This window comes from Arthrobacter sp. ZGTC131 (genome assembly GCF_002929275.1).
Classification (GTDB): Bacteria; Actinomycetota; Actinomycetes; order Actinomycetales; family Micrococcaceae; genus Arthrobacter.
The window spans coordinates 117,867-140,717 of sequence record NZ_PJIK01000004.1; the positions used below are offsets into that span (position 1 = coordinate 117,867).

The window sequence follows — 22,851 nt, forward strand, 5'->3', positions numbered from 1 at the left end:
CAAGGAGGACCGAGTGAAACAAATCACCTTTTCTCCCATCCGGCACCAGCACCGCTCCGAACTGCCTGTGTCCCACCTCTGGGAGAACCACCCACTTGCATGAGGAGAATACTTCCGATGAACAAGACTCTGCGCTTCATGGCTGTTCCCACCCTGGCGCTTGGCGCCCTCGCCCTGTCCGGCGCACCCGCCATGGCCCACGACGGCGACCACTCCTACCAGGCCACGCTGGGCCAGCTGAACGGCAGCTCCGCTTCCGGCACCGTCGCCGTGCACGTCACGGGCAACCAGGCCCATGTGTCCCTCAACGTCTCCGGTCTCGCCGAAACATTCATGGACGCCCCGTACCCGCACGTGCAGCACATCCACGTGGGCGCCAAGGGCCAGTGCCCCGCCCCCGCCGCTGACGCCAACGGCGACGGCGTCATCTCCACCACCGAAGGCGCCCCCTCGTACGGCAAAATCGGCACCACACTCTCCACCAGCGGCGACACCAGCCCCGCGGCCGGGCTGGACCTCAAGCTTGCCGGCCAGGGCGGCGCCTACACCATTGACCGGACGTTCGAACTGAACGCCGAGACCAAGGAAGCCCTGCACAACGGCACCGCCGTCGTGGTGGTTCACGGCCTGGATCCCGCAACCCTGAGCGCTGCCGGCCAGGCCGCCAAGAGCGATCTTGTGCCCAGCCTGCCGCTCGCGGCAACGTCGCCGGCGCTGTGCGGAACGCTCGTCGCCGGCCAGATGGCCATGCCGGTGGGCGGCGCCGACACCGGCGTTAAGCAGACTCCGCAAAACAACGACGCCGGGGTGCTGGCTCTGGGTGGTGGCCTCGTGCTGGCTGCCGCTGCCGGCGGAACCTACATCGTCCGCCGTCGCAAGGCCGCATAAGCCGCCTAGGCTTTCGCCGGCCCGGGCAAATGCCCGGATGGGCAGGGCTTCCGGCTGCCGCGGCTAACTGGGGCCGCGGCGGCCGGATTCTGCCCGACGCACGCAGCAGTACCGCACGCAGCAGGGACAGCATGCTGCAGAACAGGACGTGAAGATGAGCAATCCAATGAGAAACCGCAAACATATGATGGCGTCGCTGGCGCTGGCATCGCTGCTGCTGTCCGGCTGCGCGGCTGCCGCCGGCAGCACCGGACCCGCGACGACGGCGGCAGCACCGCCGTCGGACGCTCCCGCAACTGCCGAGGTCCAACACCCAGGCGGCCACTCCGCGGCCGCGACCAGCCCGGCCACCACGTCTGCCGGCGGTCCGTCCGAGGCGTCAAAAATGATCTGCGGGCAGGAAACCAAGGACGACATCTCCTCGATCCTGGCCCTCAAAGAGGCGCCGCACGCCGTCGATGACTGGGCGGATAGCACCTACGCCTGCACCTACCACCTCGCGGACGGCCCGCTGGTGATCTCGGTGAAGGAATCGCCGGACCCCGCGTCAGCGCGGAAGTACTTCGACGCCCTGGCAAGCAGGATCGGCACCACAGCGCCGATCAAGGGCCTCTCCAACCTGGGGTTCCCCGCCTACCAGACCAAGGACGGATCAGTCGTCTTCCTGAAGGACAACAGCACCCTGTACGTCAACGCCACCAGGCTGCCGGCCGCCGTCGGGCCCCAGAAGGTGACGCCCACCGCGTTCGCCTACCAGGTGTCCACCACCATTCTGGCCTGCTGGACGGAACACCACTAGGCCATGAGCACCCCGACCCAACGCAGAAGCCGGCACCGTGCCGCGTCCGCGGCAGCCACCCTCTTTGTCCTTTCGGGCCTCGTTCTGAGCAGCTGCGGAACCGCTGCCACGACCGCGGAACCGACGCCGACCGGCACCTCATCCTCGGCGGCAACAGCCGCGACGCAGCCCGCCGCTCCGGAGTCGAAAGTGCCCCCACCAACGGCACAAAGCACGACGGCGGCAGCCGGCAAGGCAGCCGCCGTCCCCTCACCTGCCCGGCCGGCACCAGCCCCCGTATCCCTCAGCATTCCGGACATCGGCGTGCAGTCCACGCTGCTGAAGCTGGGGCTGCGGAAAAACCGGTCGCTGGAGGTGCCGCCGGACAGTCCCGGCGCACCCGCAGGCTGGTACTCCGGCTCCCCGTCCCCCGGCGAGACCGGGCCCGCGGTGGTCCTGGGCCACGTCAACGCGGTGGGCGGCGGACCCGGAGTGTTTGCGGACCTCCGCGGGCTGCGGACCGGCGCCGGCATTACAGTGCAGCGGGCCGACGGCTCCGCGGCGCTGTTCACCGTGACCAGGGCCGCCGCCTACAGCAAGGACAACTTCCCCACCCTCGAGGTGTACGGCAACACGAAAGGCCCCGAGCTGCGCGTGATCACGTGCGACGGGTACGACCCCGCAACGGGCCTCTTCGACGACAACTACGTGGTCTTCGCCAAGCTCAAGTCCACGACGGCGGGCTAACGCCGGCTTGAGCTTGTCGAAACCGTCGGTTTCGACAAGCTCAACCAGCGGATACTCGACGACGGTTCCGATACACCGCACACTGCGAAAGAGAGCACCATGTTCACCATCAAAGGCAGAATCCTCCTCGGCGGCGCCGCGGCACTGCTGGTGCTGTCCGGCTGCGGTGCGCCGGGAATCGAACAGTCCCTCCGCGCCCAGCCGGCACCCGCCGCCGCGAACGCTGCCGGCGTGGCAGCGTCCGCCAGCCCGGCACCATCGGCCGGCCCCACCGGCACCGCCATCCCGGCACCCGCCGCGGCGTCCCGCCCGGAGGACCCGCTGAGCGTCGGAGCCAACCCGGCGAAGCTCTGCGCCGTGCAGACCTCAAACGGCTTCGCCAGGTTCGCGGTGCTGCTGCACAACAACACGGACCAGTCCTTCACCATGGGCGAGATCAAACTGTTGGCCCCCAAGGCCCTGGGCATCGTCTCGGCCCTGGCAACGCCCGCCAACCGTGAAGGCCAAGGCCACCACGGTGCAGGGCCGGCGGACGGTGGCGCAGAACCGGCCGACGGTGCCGAAACCCCTACGGCGGCCAGCTCCCACTCGCCGGGACAAACCGGACATCACAGCGGGAGCGCGGAGCCGCCGTCGTCCTCCCCCTCGACGCCAGCGACGCCCGCCGTGCCCGAACCCGTGGCGGGGTTCGAACTCGCGCCGGGAGCCCATGCGGATCTGACCGTGGATGTGGCCTTGGACGCCGGCGCCGTGCGGGGAACCGCCCGGGACGTCGAAGTGAACTATTCCTCCATCGAGCACGACTATTCCGTGCGGCACAACCTCCAGCTCGAGATCCGGCGGGGCTCCTGCGGGTAGCGGCCAGACCCCTCGCTAGAGACCCGCGGCGGTGCGGAAATTTCCCGTAGTGCCCCGGACCTGACGGGAGTATCCTGTGTCGAATCCGGACACTGCCGTCCGGCCAGGCAGCAATTAATGCTCACAGAGCCTCAATTGATAAATCGCCTAGGAGGGGCCATGACTTCGCCCAGCGTCCCCATCCCCCAGCCTCCCTCGAAGCCGGTGGTCGGCAACCTGCCGGACATCGATTCGAGCAAGGGACTTTTGGGAATCGCCGAGGTGGCCGAGCGGTACGGCCCCATTGTCCGGCTCCAGGTCTTCGACCGCAGCCTCATTGCCATTTCCTCCCAGCAGCTCGTCAACGAGGTGTGCGACGAGTCCCGTTTCGGAAAGGTGCTGGGCGTCTCCCTGCGCGAGGTGCGGGAGTTTATCGGGGACGGCCTGTTCACCGCACGAACGGAAGAACCCAACTGGCAGAAGGCGCACCGGATCCTGATGCCGGCGTTCGGGCCGGCGGCGCTGAAGCGGATGTTCAGCGGCATGGACGACATCGCCGAGCAGCTGCTGCTCAAGTGGGAGCGGCTCGGCCCCACGGCCCGGATCGACGCTCCGGACAACACCACCCGCCTGACCCTGGACACCATTGCGCTGTGCTCGTTCAGCTACCGATTCAACAGCCTCTACCGGGAGGAGCTGCATCCCTTTGTCGGGGCCATGGTCCGTGCCTTGGTCGAGTCCGGGCAGCGGGGGCGCAGGCTCCCCGTCCAGAACAAGATCATGCTCCGCCGGCGCCACCAGCTCGAGGAGGACAACGCCCTCATGTTCGAGGTGGCCGACCAGATGATCAGCGACCGGCGGCGCAACCCCAGCCCCGCCGGCAGTGAAGACATCCTGGACACCATGCTCAATGCGGCGGACCCGGTGACCGGCGAGCGGCTGGACGAGGACAATATCCGCTACCAGATGGTCACCTTCCTGGTGGCCGGGCATGAGACCACCAGCGGCCTGCTCTCCTTTGCACTCTACGAACTGCTGCGCCATCCGAATGTCCTGGCCAAGGCGCGTGCCCAGGTGGACGAGGTCCTCGGCACCGAGAGCGCCCGCTTCGAGCATCTGCCCCGTCTGGGGTACCTGGACCAGATCCTTAAGGAAACGCTCCGCCTGTGGCCCACCGCCCCGGGGTTCAACGTGGCTCCGTTCGAGGACACGATGCTCGGCGGCCGCTACGAGGTCCCGGCGGGCCAGCCCATCCTGGTCCTGATCCCGCGGCTGCACCGGGACAAGGAAGCCTGGGGCGAGGACGCCGAAATGTTCGATCCGGACCGGTTCTCCCCCGAACGTGCACCGGAAATCCCCGCCAACGCCTGGAAGCCCTTCGGCAACGGGCAGCGCTCCTGCATCGGCCGGGGATTTGCCCTGCAGGAGGCCATGCTGTTCCTGGCCAAGCTCCTGCAGCGCTTCGACATCACGGCGGCGGACCCCGGCTACGAGCTGAAGATCCACCACACGCTGACCATGAAGCCGGAAGGGCTGTTCATCAACGTGCGCCGGCGGAACGTCCGGATCGAGGCGGCCGGCGGGGCCGCCGTCGAACTTGCCCGGCAGGCGGAAGCGCCGGCTGCGGCAGCCGCCAACGGCGTCCCGCTCCGGGTGCTCTACGGTTCCAATGCGGGAACCTCCCAGGACTTCGCCCAGCGCATTGCCAACGACGCGGGGCGGCGCGGTTACAGCCCCACGATCGGCCCGCTCGACGCCGGGGCCGGCGGACTGCCCACGGAGGGGGTGGTTGCCATCGTGGCCTCCTCGTACGAGGGGCAGCCGCCGGACAACGCCCGGCAATTCATGACCTGGACCGAGGGCCTGCGGCCGGACAGCCTCGCCGGGGTGCGGTACACGGTGTTCGGCAACGGCAACAAGGACTGGGCGCGGACCTACCAGGAGGTGCCCAAGGCCATCGACGCCCGGCTCGAGGCCGCCGGTGCTGCGCGGATCTATGAGCGGGGCGAGGCCAACGCCCGCGGCGACTTCTTCGGCGATTTCGACGAGTGGTACGCGGGGTTCTGGCCGGCCGTGGACGCCGCCCTGGGGCAGAGCACCAGCTCGCCTGCCGCGCAGCCCGAGCTGGAGATCCAGTTCGTGGGCAACGTCCGGGAGCCGCTGCTGCGCCAGAACGGGCTGGCCCTCGGCACGGTGGTGGCGAATCGCGAACTCGTGGACCTGGCCAGGCCCGGTGCCAAGTCCAAGCGGCATGTGGAGATCGCCCTGCCGGAAGGGATGAGCTACCGGACCGGCGACTACCTGGCCGTGCTGCCGCTGAATCCCAGCGAACTGGTGCAGCGGGCCCTGGTCCGCTTCAACCTCGACTATGACTCGCACGTCCTGCTGAGCATGGAACAGGGTGACACGTTCCTGCCCACCGGCATGCCCGTGGCTGTGGGCGAACTGCTGAGCAGTTACGTCGAACTTGCGGTCCCGGCCACGCGGACCCAGCTCGAGTACCTGGCCGATGTGGCGGAGGATCCTGCCCAGCGCCGGGAGCTTGAGGCCCTGGCGGAGGACCGCGAGCGCCATGCGGCAGAGATCCTGGACAAGCGCGTCTCCCTGCTGGACCTGCTGGAGACGTATCCGTCCTGCCAGCTGTCGTTCAGCTCATTCCTGCAGCTGCTGACCCAGTTGGCACCGCGGCGGTACTCCATCTCCTCGTCCCCGCTCTGGAGCCCGGACCATGTGACCCTCACGTTCGCCGTCGTCCAGGCTCCGGCGTGGTCGGGCCGCGGCGTGTTCGAAGGCGCCGCCTCCACCTACCTCGCCCAGGCCAGGCCCGGGACGAGGGTGGCGGTCACCGTGCGTCCCTCGAATGCCGCCTTCCACCCGCCCCAGTCCCTGGAGGTTCCGCTCATCATGGTCTGTGCCGGGACCGGGCTGGCGCCCTTCCGCGGGTTCGTCCAGGACCGGGCGCTGCGGGCCGAGGCCGAGGGCATCAAGCCGGCGCCCTCCATGCTGTTCTTCGGCTGCCGGGCCCCGGACACCGATTTCCTCTACCAGGCTGAGCTGGCGTCCTGGGCAGACGAAGCCAACCTCGACCTCCGGCCGGTCTTTTCCACCGCACCCACGGACGGCCAGAAGTACGTCCAGCACCGGCTCTGGGCGGACCGGGCGGACGTCGTCGAGATGGTCAAACAGGGCGCAACCGTCTACGTCTGCGGCGACGGCAAGCACATGGCGCCGGAGGTCCGGGACACATGCGAGCGCATCTACCAAGAAGCGACCGGCGCCTCTGAGGCGGAGGCCGAGGCGTGGATCGATGAGGTGGAACGCACCCACGGGCGCTATGTGGCGGACATCTTCACCTGAGTTCGCCTGATCAAGGCAGCGGTGCCGCGCCTAGTTCCAGCCGGATCCCGCCTGGACGCGCCCGAGCCAGCCGCCGTTGCCGCTGCCCTTGTAGAGCCAGAGCGCACCGGCGGTGTCCACGGCGAGGACGTCGTTCCTGGCGTCGCCGTTGAAGTCGCCGCGGCCGGTGATGGTCGTCATGCCGTTCCAGCCGGTGCCGGCCTGCGCCTTGCCGAGCCAGCCGCCGCGGCCGTTGCCCGGATAGAGCCAGAGCACGCCGGCGGCGTCGCGGGCCAGGACGTCGGCCTTCCGGTCGCCGTTCATGTCCCCGGGACCCACGACGGCGGTCATCGCGTTCCAGCCTGAACCAGCCTTCACCCGGCCGAACCAGCCGCCCCGGCCGTTGCCCGGATAGAGCCACAGCACCCCGGCAGTATCGCGGGCCAGGACATCGTTCCGGGCATCGCCGTTCATGTCCCCGGGACCCACGACGGCGGTCATCGCGTTCCAGCCGTTGCCCGCCTGGATCCGCCCCAGCCAGCCGCCCCGGCCGTTACCCGGGTACAGCCACAGGGCGCCGGACTCGTCGCGGGCCAGCACATCGTTCCTGCCGTCCCCGTTCATGTCCCCGGAACCCACGACGGCCGTCATCGCGTTCCAGCCGGACCCGGCCTTGGCGCGTCCGAGCCAGCCGCCGCGTCCGTTGCCCTGGTGGAGCCACAGCACACCGGTGTTGTCGCGGGCCAGGACGTCGGCCTTCCCGTCGCCGCTCAGGTCGCCGGCGGCAACCACCATGGTGGTGCGCGGCACCGCGGCCGCGGCGTCCACCAGGCCGGCTCCGCACCCTTCGGGGCAGCCTCCCGGCACCGGCCGGGCGGTGCCCTTGAGGCGTTCCTCGACGGCGGCGGCGGTGGCGCCCGGACCCATCTGCGCCATGAGCAGCGCGGCTGTTCCCGCAACGTGCGGGGCCGCGGAGGACGAGCCTTCGGCGGCATAGATGTTTGCGCCCGGCTCTGTGGTGGGCCTGGCATTGCTGTCGTTCGCGGTGGACCAGATGCCGCCGAAGAGTCCGCTGTCCGGCCCGCCGCCCGGGACGGGTGACATGTCGCCGCCGGGTGCCGTGACGTCCACGGCCGGTCCGAAGTTGGAATAGGGTGCCAGCGCGCCGCTGGGCCCGCTGGCCGCAACGTTGATGACGTTCTGGCAATTGCCGGGAGAGGAGTCCGCCGCCTGCCCGCTTTCGTTGCCGGCGGCGGTGACCACAACAGCACCCCTGCCGGTGGCGGTGTTGATGGCCGCCTGGAGAGTCTGCGGGCACGCCCCCGGCCCGCCGAGGCTGAGGTTGATGACCCGTGCCGGAGTGGCATTGCGCGGCACTCCCGTCACGGTGGCACCGGAGGCCCACAGCACCGAGTCCGCAATGTCGGACATGAGGCCGCCACAGGGACCCAGAACCCTCACCGGCAGGATCTTGGCCTGCGGGGCAATTCCGGCGATGCCTGCCGAGTTGCCGGCAACGGCGGCGATGATGCCTGCCACGTGGGTGCCGTGCCACGACGACGCCATTTGCGGCATGCCATCGGTGCACTGCCCGATGTCGGTCCAGTCGCCTTCGTCCCTGGCGGTGGAGTCGCGGCCGCTGCCGTCCCGGGCGTTGGCGGGGTCGGCGATCATGTCATAGCCCGGCAGCACGTTGGCCTGCAGGTCGATGTGGCTGGTGATGCCGGTGTCCACCACTGCCACCACCTCTCCGCCGCCCCGGGTGATGTCCCAGGCCTTGGTGACCCCGATGCCGGCGGGCCCCGGGGACAGGTTCCACTGGTCAGCAAAGACGGGATCGTTCGGGTCGGCAGCCTTGGCCTGGAAGAGGGTGTCCGGCTCGGCGTAGGCCACGGCGGGATCGGCCCGCAGCGAGGCCAGGAGCTTCGCCGCGTCGCCGGCGCCCAGCTTCCTGTCCGTCCGCAGCACCCGGGCTCCGCTTGCGGTGGCACGGATGTCCTTGACGGGGGCGCCCAGCCTGGCCGCGGCCCGGCCGTAGGCCCTGGCCCGCTCCGCAGTGCCCCGTGCGGCCGGGTCCTTGAACTTCACGATGAACTGGTCTGTGGGCGCCGGAACGGCGGGGGCTGCCCGGCGCGGCGCTGCGGGCAGCAGCGTCGGATCATCTGCGGCCGAGGCCGGCGGCGCAATCAGCGCGCCCGCAACCAGGGCGGCAATGCCGGCCGAGGTCAGTAAGGAGGACAAGTACGTGCGGCGGCGCGTCTGAGACATTGAGACCATCCTGTGCGGCGCCCCTGGCCACTCGTGACCGGGACGCAGAAACGAAGCGCGGCCCCCGCCGCGTCCAAACCGAGTGTAACCGGCGGCTCCGACTTTTGTGGTGCGGCACATTTCGGGCAGCTCCAGCTCTAGTACAGCCGCGACCCGGAGTTGTAGGCTCTGAGCAATCTCGCTCACCACGGCACATGGGGAACCGACGATGCCGCCGAGCGGCCACGTGGGACCACCGCCTTTCCGCCTGTGGTCGGCGACATTCCGGAATGGGCCCGCAATGACGCGGGCAGGCCGGCGCAGGAAATGGGGATCCACACATGCACCGTCGCATCGCTCCAGCAACGCTCGCAATCGCTGCCGCAGTGGCTCTCGCCGGCTGCGGGGGTCCCGAGCCGGCGAACACGTCGCCGTCCGCAAGCACGTCCTCACCAGCACCGGCACCGTCCCCGACGGCCAAGGCCTACACCAACGAGGAACTGACCACCATAGTCACGGGACTCAAGGATGCCCAGGGGCAGCCCCTGACCGTGGTCCCGGCAGCGCAGATCGACCAGGGGCTGATCGCGGCCCGGGAACTGCTCAAAACGGCTGTCATCACGCCCAAGGCGTGCGGCGTGCTGGCGGACAACAACAGCCAGGTTCCCGAGGGCAGCACCTATGCGGCGGGGGCAAGCCTGGCAGCGAAGGCCAAGACGGCGACGGTCGTGACAGTGTTCGCCGTGAAAGACGCGGCGGGGATGGCTACCCAGTTCGAGAAGAGCGCCGGGGCGGTGGGCGCCTGCTCGAAGTTCACCGTCGAACTGCAGGGGCAGACCATCACCAGCGAGATGAAGCCGCTCGAGGCCGCGGTGCAGGCTGATAAGTCGCTGAGTGCCCTGACGATCCAGACGCTGTCCACGGGTCAGAAGCAGGCAATGGTCACCGTCACCGGGGTCAAGGGAACCCTGGCTGCCACAGTTGTGAAAACCGGGGCCGTGAATGCGGTCACTGCTGACTCCGCCCCCGAACTGGTCAAGCTCGTCAACGCGGCCCTCGCCGCAGGGTGAGGATCCGGCCGTATCGAACTACACCCCTGTTTCAGCATGCAGCCGTCCGGATTGAACGGCTCGATGCAGCAGTGCGTGATCTGCTTCCGTCTGGTCTGCATAGGTTCTGGCCCAATCTGCGATTGTGTCGTCAAATACAGCGCTGCTTCCCAGATAACCGAGGATGAAGGCACTGCCGGGGCTTTGGGAGTGGGCTCGCGCCAGCAGCCCGCCGCATAGCCCGGCGTAGGCCGCGGTCTCCTTGGCATTCATCTCGGTCAGTGTAAAAGTTCCCTTCATGTCGCGGAACTGCCGGATGTAGAAATCCCGTGGCAGCCCGTCTTCCCCGGGCACGTCCTTTATCCAGCCAAGGAAGGTCCCGTTCCGGAACAGCGAAAGCCGACTGCTCCCTGCGAGGCAACGATTTCCGCGCCTCCCGTCCAGCGGCCCGGGCTCGGGCAATCGAATCCTGGTGTGCCGCGCTGGGGATTTTCACGGCCGGCGGGGGTACTGGTGAGCGGGAGTCGGCTGGCCCCCGGGCGTCTGAAATGCCAATGATTTCGCCCACATCATGGCGCGCATGCCTGCATCGTGCCACAACCCTTCGAACCGGGTCACTCCCGGTGGACACGCGCCCACTGATCAGGATCCGCTGCGATTCACGGCTCGGCCCTCCCTTGATCAAATCTTGATCAACTGATGATCCGTTTTTGACCCGAAGCAGACACTTTTTTGAGCGGCGCCGTGCATCGTTGGGTTCTGTTCCACCAATGGTCTCGAAGGAAACGGAAACATCCCCCATGCGCGCTGCATCCAGCTCAGCTCCAACCGGCACCACGCCGGTCACGGGCCGCTTTGCTGCGGTACGCCGCATTGCCAGCTTCGCGGTCGGCACGGCAGTCACGCTGCTGTTCCTAGGCGCTTGCATCGCGGCCCCGCTGCTCCACATCGGGTTCTCCCCGGTACTGACCGGCAGCATGCTTCCCACCTTCGCCCCCGGCGACCTGCTGATCACTGCCCCAACGGCGGTCAGCAGCCTCCAGCCGGGGCAGATCGCGGTTTTCACCCCTCCGGGTGAAAGCACCCCCTTCGCCCACCGCATCACCGCCGTCGTCGGAAGTTCTGAACATCCGGTGATCATCACCAAAGGCGATGCGAATCCCTCGCCGGACCACTGGCGGGCCACGCTGACCCAAGACCAGGTGCCAGTGGTGGTCACCACTGTCCCTATGGTCGGCAACGTACTGCTCTGGGCGCAGAGCCCGGTCCAGCGAGCAATCTTCACCGCCCTGTTCGGGTTGGCTGTCACGGGTGCCAGCGTCTGCTGGATCCTCCGGGCACCGCCGACGCAGGCCAGCCTTTCCCTCACCGTATAACCCCCCAAGTAAGGACCTGTCATGTCTGTTACCGCAACCCGCTCCGTCCGCCGCCCCAACCCCCGTCTCCTCGCTGCCTTCGCGGTGGGCGCCGCAGGCCTGGCCATCACCGGCGGCGGCGTGTTCGCCGCACTGAATGCGACTGCCTCCAACACCACCGCCCAGAACGCCACCAGCGGCATCCTTAGCCTGACCATGGCCAACAACGGAACCGGCTTCAGCCAGGCGGTTTCCAACCTCGCCCCCGGCGACGTCGTGAACCGGTACGTGACCCTGACACAGGGCGCCGACCTGGACGGCAAGGACCTGACCCTCGCCGTTACGGACGCAACGCCGACACTCCTCACCACCAGCGCCGCCAAGGGGCTGCACGTCACCGTGAGCCAGTGCCCCGGCGCCTGGACGCCGGCAACCGGGGCGTGCAGCGGCACGGCCACCCCGTTGCTCACCAACGCACCACTGAGCACGCTCAGCACCACACCCGGCGCCATCAAGAGTGCCATCGCGGCGAGCGGCACCCTGAACCTCCAGATCTCGCTGACCCTGCCGGACCAGGCTGAAACCACGGTCAACGGTGCAGCTCCTGCCGGCACCATCCAGGGCCTGTCCTCCTCCCTGACGTGGACCTTCGGCGAGACCCAGCGCACCGCCACCACCACCGGAAGCTGATGACGGTGAGTGTGCACGCTCCAAACGGCAGAGCGGGGGCCGCCGTAGCGGTCGCCGCTCTGCTGGTGTGCACCTCACTTGCACCGGCGGATGCGGCGGGCTCCGCACAGGCAGCATCTCCAGCCAGAACCATCAGCAGCGCCAGTTGGGCGGCCGTGGCAAGCGCAAGCACGTCTGCGCCCTTCGGCACAGGTCCGCTGGTGCTGAGCTTTGCCAACACCGGCACCAACGGGCATCCGGTGTTCCCCGCCAAGTTCTTCACGGTCGCGAACACCGGCACCTTGGACATCACCGCGGCGAGCTACACGGCGACCGCCACCCCCGGCACCTTCGCGTTCAGGATTGAGGCCTGCGCCAGCGGATGGAACGAGGCTGCGGACACCTGCGCGGCCGGGCGAAGCACCGTTCTGAACACACCGGCGTCGAGTCTTCTTTCCTCGGCGGTCCCCATGGCCGCCGGCTCCTCCATCCGGCTTCGGGCCAGCGCCACAGCCTTTCCAAGAAACCCGACCACCCCGACGCTGACCGTGGGCGTGGACGTGTCACGTTCCCAGGCGCGCGGGGCCACCGTCACCGGAAGCTGACCCGGAGTGCGGCCCAACCTCACACAAACCAGGGAACGCCAAAATCCTCGTCGAACGGTAAAAACAGTGGCACTTCAAGGTAGTGAAGCCGTGTTCTCCCCCTCGCGGCTGCTTCGGCTCGCTGAGGACGTCGAAAGCGATGCCGTCGCCATCAGCTACGCCGCCACGTTCTTGCGAATGCTGCCGGAACGAGTCGGGCGCATCCTTTCCACAGTTCGTGAGGGGGATCTGCCAGGCGCCCTTGACGCGGTGCTGAGCCTGAAAGTCAGGGCCCACATGGTCGGCGGCCTGGCGATGGAACAGGACTGCCGCGTCTTGGAAGAAAACCTCCGCCAAGGAGATTCCGATGCCGCACGGGCCGCCGGCGAGGTGGCCAAGGACTGCCTACCGCTCGCGCTCGCGCTGGAGAAGTTCCTTGCGGGCTGGCAGGACGCGGAGGACGCAAGGAACAGACAGGATTGAGATGGACACGGTCGGTGAGTTGTCAAAAATGGCCTGGTTCCGGTGTAGCGTTCCGCGCCCACGCCCGGGTCTTCCCCCGGCGCCCCGAATGCCCCACACTTAGCGCAAGAGTCATTCCCCCCATCGGCGGAAGGCAGTTCAACCATGGCCCCTCTCATCCCCCTTGCTGCTCTCATCGGCCCGCAGGAACCCAGGCAAGGCGCAAGCATCCCCCGGCCCGTGGAATCCACGGATCTGGCAGAACTGACGGACCTGTATCTCCGGTCCTACCATCCCGAAGCGGACCGCCTGGACGCCGAAAAGGCAGCCGGCCGGATCAGCCGGATCCTGGCCGGCACGCACGGAACCCCCATCCCCCAGGCGTCCCTGGCAGTGGTCAACGCGCTCGGTCAGATCACCGCGGCCATCCTCGTCACGGACCGCCACGTCGGCAGCACCACTCCAGGGACTGCCTACATCGCCGAGCTTTTCACCCACCCTGACCACCGCAGGCAGGGCCTGGCCGAGGACCTCCTGCGCCATGCGATGGATGTCCTGCACAAGCTGGGACACAGGACCGTTGCCGTAACCGTCCACAGCACCAATGCCGCAGCCATGGCCCTGTACCTGTCCAGGGACTTCCGCCGCCTGACGCAGCGGGCCGGCGTCGACTAGAGGCGCCGCGAAGGGTGAGCCTGCCCTTACCCGGTGTCGGGCCGGAAGACCACCGGGCCGGCTGAAGCTGTTGCCAAGTAGATTTCGGCCGTGGTGCCGGCTGCGGCAATCCTCAGCGCAGAGACCTTGTATTGCCCGTCGGCCGAGCTACCCGCGGCTGCCGGACTCGCCGGTGCTCCGGGCTGGTCCCGCTGGACATTGACCGTCAGGGTCAAGGTGTCCGCCAGTGGCGGCAGTGCCGACTCCGCCGCTTCCGCGACCGGGAAGGCAGCTGTTTGGATCGCCGCTGCTGCCGCAAGGATGAGGGAGCCGGGAGCGGACAACGCCTGCTTCAGGGCACCGGCCACCACCGTCCCTGTCCCTCCGAGCAGGGCTGCGGTGACGGAGTCGAGGACGTCCAACCCCGGAAGCCCTAGTCCCAGGATTTTGGTGGACACGGTAGGTGCAGGCGGCGGCCCGGACTGAAATGCTCCCACGGTGGTGGCGTACCGGAGGGACACTTCGGCAACGTCGATTGGTCCGAGACGGCCGCCATCGGCCCGCAGCACGGTGGTCGTCTCCATGGTGAAAGCCGTCGCTGCCAGCGCCTTTTCGACTTCGGCGGTGACCTCCTCGCCCCAGCTTTGCAGCAGGGCTGACGTCCGGTCCTGTACTTCTCCAGGGACCGCATCGGCACGAAAACATCCTGCGCAGAGTTTGCCGAAGTCGTGCGGGAACTGTGCAGTTATCCGACGGGAATCTTGATGAAGGCCACCCAACATTGCTTCTGCAGGCAGCGACGCACCAATCAACGTTGAAAGCGAAGGTAGTCAAAGTGGCAACCAGGACAGAAAAATCCAATTACCGCTACTGCGACTTCTACTGCTTCATGTCGCTGGCAGACTTCACGGCGTACATTTCCGCAGACGACGAGGGGGACGGCTGCATCTCGATCAGCCATCGCAGCGAGTCGGCCATATAAGGCCCGGCCCGTCCGCCGAGGCGCCTGAAGGCAATCAGGGTCCGCGGCGTCCCTGTCCACACAGGACGAGACCTCGTCCTGCCGTGATCACCACGATCGCGTTGCGGACCAGGTCCCGGTCCACAAGCCAGGCCTTAGTCCAGCTGCGCCAACACCTTTCCGAGAGCTGCGTGAAGCCGCTGTATCTCGGGAAGGCTGTATTGGGCGCCAGGTGCGGATTCAACCGTAACGACGATTCCTAATGAGGGATCCTTGTCGAAATGAAACTTCAGCTTCCCGCCGGAGGTCGAGGCCTCCGCCGGCCAAGGCTCTGGCCCCCGGTTGTTATCGGTGGGCCTGCGGAACTCAGACCCTGCAGGCGTCGGGCTGTCGCTCATGGCTAGGAACCTCTATGTGTTTGCGGGCGAAGCGGTTTCGATCAAGGATACGTGTTTGACAATACAGGCTGCTCCCCACCTTGGAGGAGACTGTCAGCCACAATGCTCCGCCGCTGTCGCGGGGCAGTGCGTCGGCTTTGCGGTCGCCGTTCATGTCGCCACGTCCGACGACGGCGGCAAACCCGGTCCAGCCGGAACCCACCTTGATCCGCGCGAACCAATTAACACCACCGTTTCCCGGCATGTCCGGTTCGCGGTCAGGTTCCGGAACGTTCGACGTCGGTGCCGCCGCCGGCAACGTGCGCGGCTGGTAGTCGCGCTTGTTCAGGGGCGCGTGTTCCTGTCCTTCCAGTAAGTGGCGAGGTCCTGTGCCAGCCGCGGGGACGCGCGCAGGAAGCGTGCCCATCTTGAGCCGTAGGCCCGTAGGCGTCCCCTCTGCGACAGGTCGGCATAGGGATCCTTCGATAGATAGACGGTGTCCGGCGGCAGCAATGCGGTTCGCAGCATGCGCGGCTTGTCCCGCAGCGGTGCTTGAAGGATGCCGATGATTCTGGCGCTGCCCGGTTCCTTGGAGATCAGCCGGTTGCGCCACTCCGTGGATGCCGAGGGCCAGTCAACCATTGCAGGTCCCGGAACAAGTTCTTCGAGGAAAGGCCGCATGGCAGCCAGCGCATCCGTGGCAGCACTGATTTCCAGGACGGTGGGGCCGAGCGCTTCGCGCGCCGAGAGGTCCCTGAGGAAGGAAAGCTCCCGCTGCGAAACCTGCAAGTGGGGCGCCCGCAGGGCATGAAGGGCAAGAATGACGATTCCCAGCGCCTTTGACGGGACGCGCACCCCTTGCCCTGCAAGTTCAAGGAACTCCGTGTGTGCCCACATCGCCTGGAAGGCGTCTGCCGGATCCCTTTCCATTCCCGGAAATCGGAAATGGATGTCGATGTGACACGGCCAGAACGGGTGGTTGAGCGTGGCCGAATGCGTGGGAAACACCCTCTCGTCCTCGTCAGCGGTGCGCTTCCGCCAGCCGCGTTGGTGCAAACCGGCGAGCAGGAATTCGAGGTCCGCCGGTGCGACGAAGACATCCACGTCCACTGAAGTCTTGGGCGGGCGCAATCCTTGGGCGACGCTGGCTGGCCCCTTGATGAAGAACGCTCGGATACCGCGGCTGTCCGCCACCCTTGCCACCAGGGCATGGCCCAGCAAGACGGCTTCATCAATGTTCAGCCGCGCGTCACCTGCGGGGACTCCCATGGCGGGGACCTAGCCCCTTGCCCGGCGGCTTGCTAGCACAGGCGCTGCGCCGACGTTTCCTCCGTTGTCCGCTCGGACTGCGCCAGCCGCGGAAGCGCGAAGCGACAAGTCACGACGAGCGGGTTCCGGAGCGGACGCATACGTTCCGTAGTAGGAGTAGGTGTCGGTGCCGTGGGTCGGCACACGATTGAGGACAGTGCCCAAAACCCGGCCTCGCACTTTGCTCAGGTTGCCTAGGGACTGTCCCAGTTGCTCCTGCGTGGTTTTGCCCGTGTGAATGACAACGATTGCCCCGTCAGCCACGCGAGACAGGACAGCGGCGTCGGTGACAGGAAGCAGCGGCGGGGCGTCGATCAGGACCGTTGCATTCTGCGCGAGGGCGCTGAGCATGTTCTTCATGGCCAGGGACCCGAGCAGTTCGCTGGGGTTCGGCGGAATGCGGCCGGACCCGAGGACTGAGAGGTTCGGCAGGGCACCCCAGGGCTGGAGGACGTCCTCCAGTTCAGCGGTGCCGGCGAGGACATCGGTGACCCCGACGCCCGGAACCAGGTTGAAAACATCCACCAGCGTGGGACGCCGCAGGTCGCCGTCGACCACCACGACGTTTTCGCCGGCGGCCGCCAGGGTGACCGCCAGGTTGGCCGTGACAGTGGACTTGCCTTCTCCTGCGAGCGAGCTGGTGACCACGATGATCCGCGGGGGCTGGTCCACGTCCAGGAAGCTGAGGTTAGTGCGCAGTTCCCGGAGGGCCTCGCCCATCGCACCGCCGGCGCCCGCCTCATGGAGCTGTGCGGAAGCTCCCGGTTCCAGAATGGTGCTTTTGCCGTCCAGGCGGTGGTCGACGGGGAGGGTGCCGATCACGGGGACTCCGAAAAGCCGTTCAACTTCCGTGGCGTTGCGGATGCGCCGGTCCAAGTGGCGGCGGACCATGGCATAGGCCCCGCCAAGAGCAAGCCCGGTGAGTGCCCCGAGCATCAGGGTAAGCCTGACGTTCGGGGAGACCGGGCTGCTGGGAAGGACTGCTTTGCCGAGCGGGAGGATCCTTACGGCTGGCGCAGGTGAGGCAGCCGCAGCTGGTACGTCGGCCGCACTTCCGGCCTCGGGCGCTGCGGCGTCCGCCGGCGTCGCCGTTTCAATCGCTTCCACCTGGGCGGCGAGGCCGTTGACCCAGGCGTCGGCCACGCGCTGTGCCGTTGCCGGATCGGGTGATTGTGCTGTCACCCGGATCTCGGCTGTGTCCGGGGGAACTTTAACGCTAATGGTTCCGAGCAGAGCGTCGGCCGTGGTCTTCAGCTCCAGCGAGGCGATAACCCGCTCGGCCACGAGCCGCGACTTGGCCACGGACTCGTAGTTTTTGACCTTTGCCTTGGCCAGGCTGTCACCGGCCAGCGAAAGGCTCACGTTGTCCGAGCCTGGCGTGACCACAATGCCGCTGGAATCGGAGGAGTAGATCTTGGGCTGAAGCACCGTCCAGCCAAACGCCGTCAACGTGGCCAGCAGGGTAAAGGCCACGATTGCCTTCCAGTACACCCGCAGCAGCCGCAGATAGTCGGCCAGGTCCAAACCCGCGGGTACTTCGTCTCCGGGCGCACTGTTGACGCTCATGATGGTTCCTTCCACTTCAATCCAAGTTCGTGTTCCCAGCCCGGCAGTGAGTGCCGGGTTTCGTGCGCCGAACTGTCCCCGCGTGGCGGACAGCTATTCGCCGCCCTGTTCCAATACGGATTTCGCGATGAGCTGCCCGGCGGCGGCAGCGACGTCGGCCCGGTAACCTTCGTGACGGCCGTGCACCCGTCCCACTTCTTCGGCCATAAGCTCCAGCGGGACTGCGGCGGTTGCGGCGTCCCAGATGGCCGGCCCGATCCCGCTCAACCGCACGATCTCCGTCTCCAGCATGACCAGCAGGTCACCGTCCACCGTCACGGCATCCCTGGGTGTTATCCGGCGCATCCACCCGTCCGGGACGCCTGCGGAAGGGACTTCAACTTCGGGCGCATCCCACTCAGCCTTCTGGGGACAGCGCTCCCGGAAGAGCGGTTCCAAGGCCTGCGGCAGGTCAGCGGCCTCCGAGTACGTCACCTGCCAGATTCCTCCGACGCGGTCGATCAGCCGGCACAGCGACTGCAGCGGCTGGTCCATCGCGGCCTGCGAGGACAATTCCGGGACCAGAGCCAACAGTCCATCCGCCAACGGTAGCCGGTGCAGGACGGCGGCCCCCGGGCGGTCCTGTCCGTCACTCCCGGGTTGCCGGTCTACCCGGTTCAGCAACACGATGGACTGGATGAACACGTTGGGCGGTGCCTGCTGCAGCCCTAACTCGTCCGGACCCACCTGGCGCTTGGGCGCACCGGGCCCCTGCTTCACGGACAGCGGTTTGGGATAGGGAACCACCCAGCCGCCCGGCTTGATGGCTACTGTCTCGTCCGAAACGTACCCGTATGTGCGTGCCAGCACCGAAGCCGCCGTGGTCTTGCCCGTTCCAGACTTGGCCACGAGCGCCACCACCCTGCCGGTCTCACGAGACGCTACACCGCAGGCATGGAGCATCGTCAGCCTGCCGGCGTTCTCCAGGATGGCGGCGAGCGTCAGGCGGGAGGTGAGGTTCTCCGCCAGCGCCTCGAAGGAGGCTGCCTGCAGGTTCAAGGTGCCGCCGTCGTCCGCCTGCGACAGGTACGCGACCGAAGCAGAGAACGGAAGGGACTCCGTGGGTTCCATGGGAATCGGCGGGATCAGCGGCGCGCCGTCCCCGGCACAGCGCGCCCAGGCCGCGCCCATGCGTTGCTGCTGCTCCTGCGTCACCCCTCGGCCCCAGCGAACGGCGAACCGAGTGCCCAGGACGTCAACGCACAAGAGGTCGCTGCTGTGCTGCGTGTCCGTACCCCTCATGACTCTCCTCACGACCAGCTGGTTACTGCAAGTCGTTACTTCGCTGCCTCATCCGCAGCTTCGATCAGTTGCTGGGCTGCAAGGCTTGCCAGGAAACCCCCCACCTGCTGGGCAAGCTGGCCGGCCGTGTCCTCGAAGGCTGCTTCCAGTCCAGCGATGACGTCGGCCTGGTCGCGGCAGCCGTCAATCAGGTCCCATATGGCCGCCGCGGGGCCGGACAGGACCACAGGCTGCGTTGAGTCCAGATGCAGCAAAGCAACCCGGTCCACGGATTCGGCGCGTGCTTCTGCCACCTGGCGGCCGTGTCTCCAGACCACGATTAGAAGGTGACGGTCAGCTGAGCGGCCAAAACCTGCGTTGTTGCATCCGGCAGGGTCACCGTCATGGTCATGTCGTAGGAATAGACCAAACCCTTCTTGGGCAGCGGGTTCACAGTTTCGTATTGGAACTGAATCGGCAGGTTTGCTGTCTGCCCGCTCGCAACGCCAGCGGTGTACGTGAAAGACGCGCTGTAAGCATGGGCAGCCGAGTACGACGGCGCCGCCAAGGCAGCCGGCAAAATGGATTGCACACCGAGGCCGGCCCCAACCGTTCCCACCGGGGTGATGGTGATGGTTCCGCTGATCGGGCCATTGATGGCGCCGCCCGCATTTTGGATCTGGAATGCTGTGGGACCTGCACCGGTGCGGTTAGTGCCGCTTCCGGTCCCCGCGGAGCTGACCAACGCTACCGTCGAGCCGGCTCCCACCAACCCTGCCGTTGCGTGGAGACCCGACGCGGCCGCCGCCGGAGCCGCGATGGCGGTCACGATAACGGGCACCGACCAGGCCACCCCTTTGACTACCCTGCGGCGACTGAAACCGGCATTCTCATCACTGTTAGTGACCTTCGCGTTCAGAACCTCAGACAATTGCGCTCCTTCATAGCTTCCGGGGCCAGCCCTCATTGGCCGACGACGGGCCTGCGACATTGATCGAGGACTGTCCAAAGGCTAGCCAGCCACGCTCAGGGTTCCGTCAAGGGTTTTGCAAGCTTTCGTCAAGGTTGCCTGCCCTGGCTTGTCCTGTACCTGCCGAGGGACTTTCGCCGCCTGATCCACCGGGCCGGCGTCGAATAACCGGGGCGTCAGCCCGCGGTGGCCGCCCCGAGCGTGATGTCGGCCGTCTGATCCTGGCTGCCTCGCTGGAAAGTGATCTTCACGGTGGTTCCCGCGGCCTGTTCCCGGGCAGCCGCCGTCAGCCCGGACGCGTCAGTCACCGTGTGGCCGGCCAATCCGGTGACCACGTCCCCGGCTTTCAGTCCGGCTTCGGCTGCCGCGGACCCCGGAGACACGGAGGCCACTTCGGCCCCGGTGGTGAACTCGGAGGTTCCGGGCGCCTTGTCCTGGACCGAGAGGCCCAGCTGGCCGTGCGTCGCGGCGCCCGTGGCGATGATCTCCTGCGCCACCCGCTTGGCCATATTGATCGGGATGGAGAAGCCGACGCCGATGTTGCCGGCCTGGTCAGAGGAGGATGAACCGGCAGAGGCGATGGCAACGTTGACGCCGATGATCTCGCCCTGCGTGTTGGTCAGGGCGCCGCCGGAGTTTCCGGGGTTGATGGCCGCGTCCGTCTGGATGACGTTGATGCTGATGGAGCCCTGCGCCGCGGTTGAAGAGTCGGAGCTGCCCGCGGCCGAGGATTCCGTCTCAATGGTGCGGTCCACGGCCGAGACGATGCCGTCAGTGACGGTGCCGCTGAGTCCCAGCGGCGCTCCGATGGCGATGGCGGTGTCACCCACTTTGACGGTGCCGGAGTCGCCGAGGGTGGCCGGAACCAGCCCCAGGGTGGTGATTTTGATGACGGCCAGGTCCGAGAGCGGGTCCGTTCCCACGATGGTCGCCGCGTAGACTTTTCCGTCGCTGGTGCGGACCTCGATGGTCGCCGCCTCGGCCTGCCCGTCCAGGGTGACCACGTGCGTGTTGGTCAGGATGTGGCCGTCCGTGTCCAGGATGATGCCGGAGCCGGTGCCGCCGGAACTGCCGGAACTGGCTCTGATGGTCACCACGCTGGGCGAGGCCTTCTGGGCGGCAGCCGTTACGGCGTTGACGCTGGAGGTGTTGTTGACGATCACCGGCGCGTACTGCGCAGTCTGCGCGCTGGCCGATGTCTGCGCCGGCGTGCCCCACAGGGATGCCGCCCCGGCCGCGGTGCCTCCGCCCAGGAGACCCGCGGCCACCAAGCTCGTGACAAAAACCGCCGGCCCAACCCGTTTCCCGGCCTTCCGGCCGGCTTTCCGGGTTTCCGCTGCGTGGCTCTCCGTGCCTGCACTGGCGTTCATCATGGTGCTCCTTGGGTTCCGCTCCGACTGCTCGAAGGCTATGACCCAATACTTGAACGCGGGACTAGCGTGCGCCTGTTGTGCTGCTGTGAGCGGGCTGTGAGCGATTCAAAGAGGGAGGACGCCGACGGCGGGCCGGGAGGCGGGCGGTCAGACCCGGCTTCGGGCCCGTCCCCGGCGGGGCCGGGCCGGAAGATGAACAGGCCGCTGAGGCCGACCTGGCCGGCGGCGGCAACGGTCATCCAGAGGTCGCGGTCCGCATTCCCCAGTCCGTCGGCGACGTAGGGCGCCGCGTAGAAAAGCTGCCCCCTGATCTGGCGTGCGTAGACGGGCGCCGGAGAGGCGACGCCGTTGTTGTCACCCCTGATGATGAGCACTTTTTCGCCGGCTGCGTGATGCCGAATCCTACGGATCCGCAGTGTTTCAACGTCCGTTCCGGTCGAGCTGGAAGGTAACAATGTCCGGATTTCAGATCGCTGAACCCCACCGGTTTCACAGCCAGCAATGTTACCGCCGGATACTTCAGCGTCGAGGAGTTCGTTTGCACGGAACCCGGCGGTCTTGGGCACAGCGACTAGTGCAAGGGCAGTGACGGCACGCCATCAGCAGCAGGCCGGCGGCTGCTACGTTGACCGCCGCTATCCATGCCGAACTGCGGCCGCGGCCAATTTGCTGTCGGCCTCGGTCTGAATCGGTCCCCGGCGGGCGGCGCAGCTTTAGGCTCAATTACCGGGCAGCCCGCAGGTGTCAAAATACTTGTGGAATCGCGATGCTCACGGCGTGTCCCCTCACGGTGGCTGGACCCGAGGAAAAACGGCGGGCTTCTAAAAGCACCAGAACACCGGCTCTCCCCCAAGGCCTATTGCAAGAACACTGCCGCTACTGGCTCAGGACTACACGCCGGAATGCATCAAGGTTTCGTCAAGAACTCGTGGGGCGTCGCCGCGGCGCCGTCAGCGGGGTCAGAGCCAGTTATCTCGAGAGCGCTGCCCACACAACGGCCAACGTCACTACTGCCAAGGAACCCAGGGCAGCGTAGGAGAGTACCCTCCCACGGCGATTGCGGGCTTCCCGTTGCTGTTGGCGGTCGTAGTAGTTGCGCGTGCGGTATGCCATGCCACGACGCTAGGCACCGCACCTTGGGTAAACCTTGGACAACGGAAAATTGAAAGTCCGGCCGGCGCGGGTCACCGCCGCCGCACAGTCATGCAGGGCCGGCGCCGGTTCCACTTTCACGGGAAAGCGGAAGGTCCATGAACTCGTACAGTTCACGCCAGGCGTTGTCCAGCCGCAGTTCTGCCAAGACGAGCTCCTCTTCTTTGCCGGGGTGGGCGCCGCCCTTGCCGCCTTCCCGCAGTGCAACGACTTCCCGGTACAGCTCTTCCACGCGGTCCAAGCGACCCTTGAATTCTTCGTCAGCCATGGCAAGAGAT

General features: G+C 67.1%; 23 protein-coding genes. 12 read left to right on the forward strand and 11 right to left on the reverse strand.

Annotated elements, in window-relative coordinates; genetic code table 11:
- Positions 1 to 117: 117 nt before the first annotated feature.
- From CXQ90_RS07365 to CXQ90_RS07385, 5 genes are all read left to right on the forward strand, one after another.
- Positions 118 to 888 (forward strand): hypothetical protein, encoded by a 771-nt coding sequence (locus CXQ90_RS07365; RefSeq protein WP_104138095.1) that lies wholly within the window; start codon positions 118 to 120, stop codon positions 886 to 888.
- Between the two features lie 154 nt (positions 889 to 1,042).
- Positions 1,043 to 1,687 carry a hypothetical protein gene (locus CXQ90_RS07370; RefSeq protein WP_258064405.1) on the forward strand — a complete coding sequence of 215 codons (645 nt, stop codon included), beginning with the start codon at positions 1,043 to 1,045 and terminating at the stop codon, positions 1,685 to 1,687.
- A 3-nt stretch (positions 1,688 to 1,690) separates the two neighbouring features.
- A complete protein-coding gene (locus tag CXQ90_RS07375) occupies positions 1,691 to 2,413 on the forward strand; it encodes a sortase (RefSeq protein ID WP_104138099.1) in 723 nt (240 codons plus the stop codon).
- Between the two features lie 99 nt (positions 2,414 to 2,512).
- Positions 2,513 to 3,271, forward strand: a complete 759-nt coding sequence (locus CXQ90_RS07380; RefSeq protein ID WP_104138101.1) for a hypothetical protein — start codon at positions 2,513 to 2,515, stop codon at positions 3,269 to 3,271.
- Between the two features lie 159 nt (positions 3,272 to 3,430).
- Positions 3,431 to 6,607, forward strand: a complete 3,177-nt coding sequence (locus tag CXQ90_RS07385; RefSeq protein ID WP_104138102.1) for a bifunctional cytochrome P450/NADPH--P450 reductase — start codon at positions 3,431 to 3,433, stop codon at positions 6,605 to 6,607.
- Positions 6,608 to 6,637: 30 nt separating this feature from the next.
- On the opposite strand, the gene CXQ90_RS07390 is transcribed toward CXQ90_RS07385, so the two are convergent.
- Positions 6,638 to 8,854, reverse strand: coding sequence for a S8 family serine peptidase (locus tag CXQ90_RS07390; RefSeq protein WP_104138104.1), 2,217 nt, complete (start codon positions 8,852 to 8,854; stop codon positions 6,638 to 6,640).
- A 320-nt stretch (positions 8,855 to 9,174) separates the two neighbouring features.
- On the opposite strand from CXQ90_RS07390, the gene CXQ90_RS07395 reads away from it, so the two are divergent.
- Positions 9,175 to 9,903, forward strand: a complete 729-nt coding sequence (locus CXQ90_RS07395) for a hypothetical protein (RefSeq protein ID WP_104138105.1) — start codon at positions 9,175 to 9,177, stop codon at positions 9,901 to 9,903.
- Between the two features lie 18 nt (positions 9,904 to 9,921).
- On the opposite strand, the gene CXQ90_RS07400 is transcribed toward CXQ90_RS07395, so the two are convergent.
- Positions 9,922 to 10,344 (reverse strand): DUF2252 family protein, encoded by a 423-nt coding sequence (locus tag CXQ90_RS07400; RefSeq protein WP_181038464.1) that lies wholly within the window; start codon positions 10,342 to 10,344, stop codon positions 9,922 to 9,924.
- Between the two features lie 338 nt (positions 10,345 to 10,682).
- Between CXQ90_RS07400 and CXQ90_RS07405 the strand changes: the two genes are divergently transcribed.
- The 5 genes from CXQ90_RS07405 (at position 10,683) to CXQ90_RS07425 (ending at position 13,627) form a co-directional block, all read left to right on the forward strand.
- Positions 10,683 to 11,258, forward strand: a complete 576-nt coding sequence (locus CXQ90_RS07405; protein ID WP_181038465.1) for a signal peptidase I — start codon at positions 10,683 to 10,685, stop codon at positions 11,256 to 11,258.
- A gap of 21 nt (positions 11,259 to 11,279) precedes the next feature.
- Positions 11,280 to 11,927 carry a TasA family protein gene (locus CXQ90_RS07410; protein ID WP_104138110.1) on the forward strand — a complete coding sequence of 216 codons (648 nt, stop codon included), beginning with the start codon at positions 11,280 to 11,282 and terminating at the stop codon, positions 11,925 to 11,927.
- Positions 11,928 to 12,082: 155 nt separating this feature from the next.
- Positions 12,083 to 12,511, forward strand: a complete 429-nt coding sequence (locus tag CXQ90_RS07415; RefSeq protein WP_146068851.1) for a hypothetical protein — start codon at positions 12,083 to 12,085, stop codon at positions 12,509 to 12,511.
- A gap of 90 nt (positions 12,512 to 12,601) precedes the next feature.
- Complete coding sequence (locus CXQ90_RS07420; RefSeq protein ID WP_104138112.1) at positions 12,602 to 12,973, forward strand: hypothetical protein; 372 nt, start codon at positions 12,602 to 12,604, stop codon at positions 12,971 to 12,973.
- Between the two features lie 144 nt (positions 12,974 to 13,117).
- Positions 13,118 to 13,627 (forward strand): GNAT family N-acetyltransferase, encoded by a 510-nt coding sequence (locus CXQ90_RS07425; protein WP_104138114.1) that lies wholly within the window; start codon positions 13,118 to 13,120, stop codon positions 13,625 to 13,627.
- Between the two features lie 26 nt (positions 13,628 to 13,653).
- Here the strand turns inward: CXQ90_RS07425 and CXQ90_RS07430 are convergent, their stop codons facing one another.
- Complete coding sequence (locus tag CXQ90_RS07430) at positions 13,654 to 14,190, reverse strand: hypothetical protein (protein ID WP_146068853.1); 537 nt, start codon at positions 14,188 to 14,190, stop codon at positions 13,654 to 13,656.
- Positions 14,191 to 14,441: 251 nt separating this feature from the next.
- Here CXQ90_RS07430 and CXQ90_RS22315 point away from each other — a divergent pair, with 251 nt between their 5' ends.
- Entirely contained in the window at positions 14,442 to 14,588 is a 147-nt protein-coding gene (locus CXQ90_RS22315; protein WP_181038466.1) for a hypothetical protein, read from the forward strand.
- Positions 14,589 to 15,289: 701 nt separating this feature from the next.
- Here the strand turns inward: CXQ90_RS22315 and CXQ90_RS07440 are convergent.
- The 8 genes from CXQ90_RS07440 to CXQ90_RS07475 all read right to left on the reverse strand — a co-directional run bounded on the left by CXQ90_RS07440 (position 15,290) and on the right by CXQ90_RS07475 (position 22,841).
- Entirely contained in the window at positions 15,290 to 16,213 is a 924-nt protein-coding gene (locus tag CXQ90_RS07440; RefSeq protein WP_104138118.1) for a nucleotidyltransferase family protein, read from the reverse strand.
- A 9-nt stretch (positions 16,214 to 16,222) separates the two neighbouring features.
- Positions 16,223 to 17,818, reverse strand: coding sequence for a polysaccharide biosynthesis tyrosine autokinase (locus tag CXQ90_RS07445; protein ID WP_104138331.1), 1,596 nt, complete (start codon positions 17,816 to 17,818; stop codon positions 16,223 to 16,225).
- Positions 17,819 to 17,911: 93 nt separating this feature from the next.
- A complete protein-coding gene (locus tag CXQ90_RS07450; RefSeq protein WP_258064406.1) occupies positions 17,912 to 19,099 on the reverse strand; it encodes a hypothetical protein in 1,188 nt (395 codons plus the stop codon).
- 35 nt (positions 19,100 to 19,134) lie between these two features.
- The gene (locus tag CXQ90_RS07455) at positions 19,135 to 19,392 is read right to left on the reverse strand and encodes a PqqD family protein (RefSeq protein ID WP_258064407.1); all 258 of its coding nucleotides are present in this window, start codon (positions 19,390 to 19,392) and stop codon (positions 19,135 to 19,137) included.
- A 26-nt stretch (positions 19,393 to 19,418) separates the two neighbouring features.
- Positions 19,419 to 20,009: a hypothetical protein gene (locus CXQ90_RS07460; protein WP_104138121.1), complete on the reverse strand. Its 591-nt coding sequence runs from the start codon at positions 20,007 to 20,009 to the stop codon at positions 19,419 to 19,421.
- Positions 20,010 to 20,224: 215 nt separating this feature from the next.
- Complete coding sequence (locus CXQ90_RS07465; protein WP_104138123.1) at positions 20,225 to 21,421, reverse strand: S1C family serine protease; 1,197 nt, start codon at positions 21,419 to 21,421, stop codon at positions 20,225 to 20,227.
- Between the two features lie 35 nt (positions 21,422 to 21,456).
- Positions 21,457 to 21,795, reverse strand: coding sequence for a hypothetical protein (locus tag CXQ90_RS07470; protein WP_104138124.1), 339 nt, complete (start codon positions 21,793 to 21,795; stop codon positions 21,457 to 21,459).
- A gap of 827 nt (positions 21,796 to 22,622) precedes the next feature.
- Positions 22,623 to 22,841, reverse strand: coding sequence for a hypothetical protein (locus tag CXQ90_RS07475; protein WP_104138126.1), 219 nt, complete (start codon positions 22,839 to 22,841; stop codon positions 22,623 to 22,625).
- Between the last annotated feature and the right edge of the window lie 10 nt (positions 22,842 to 22,851).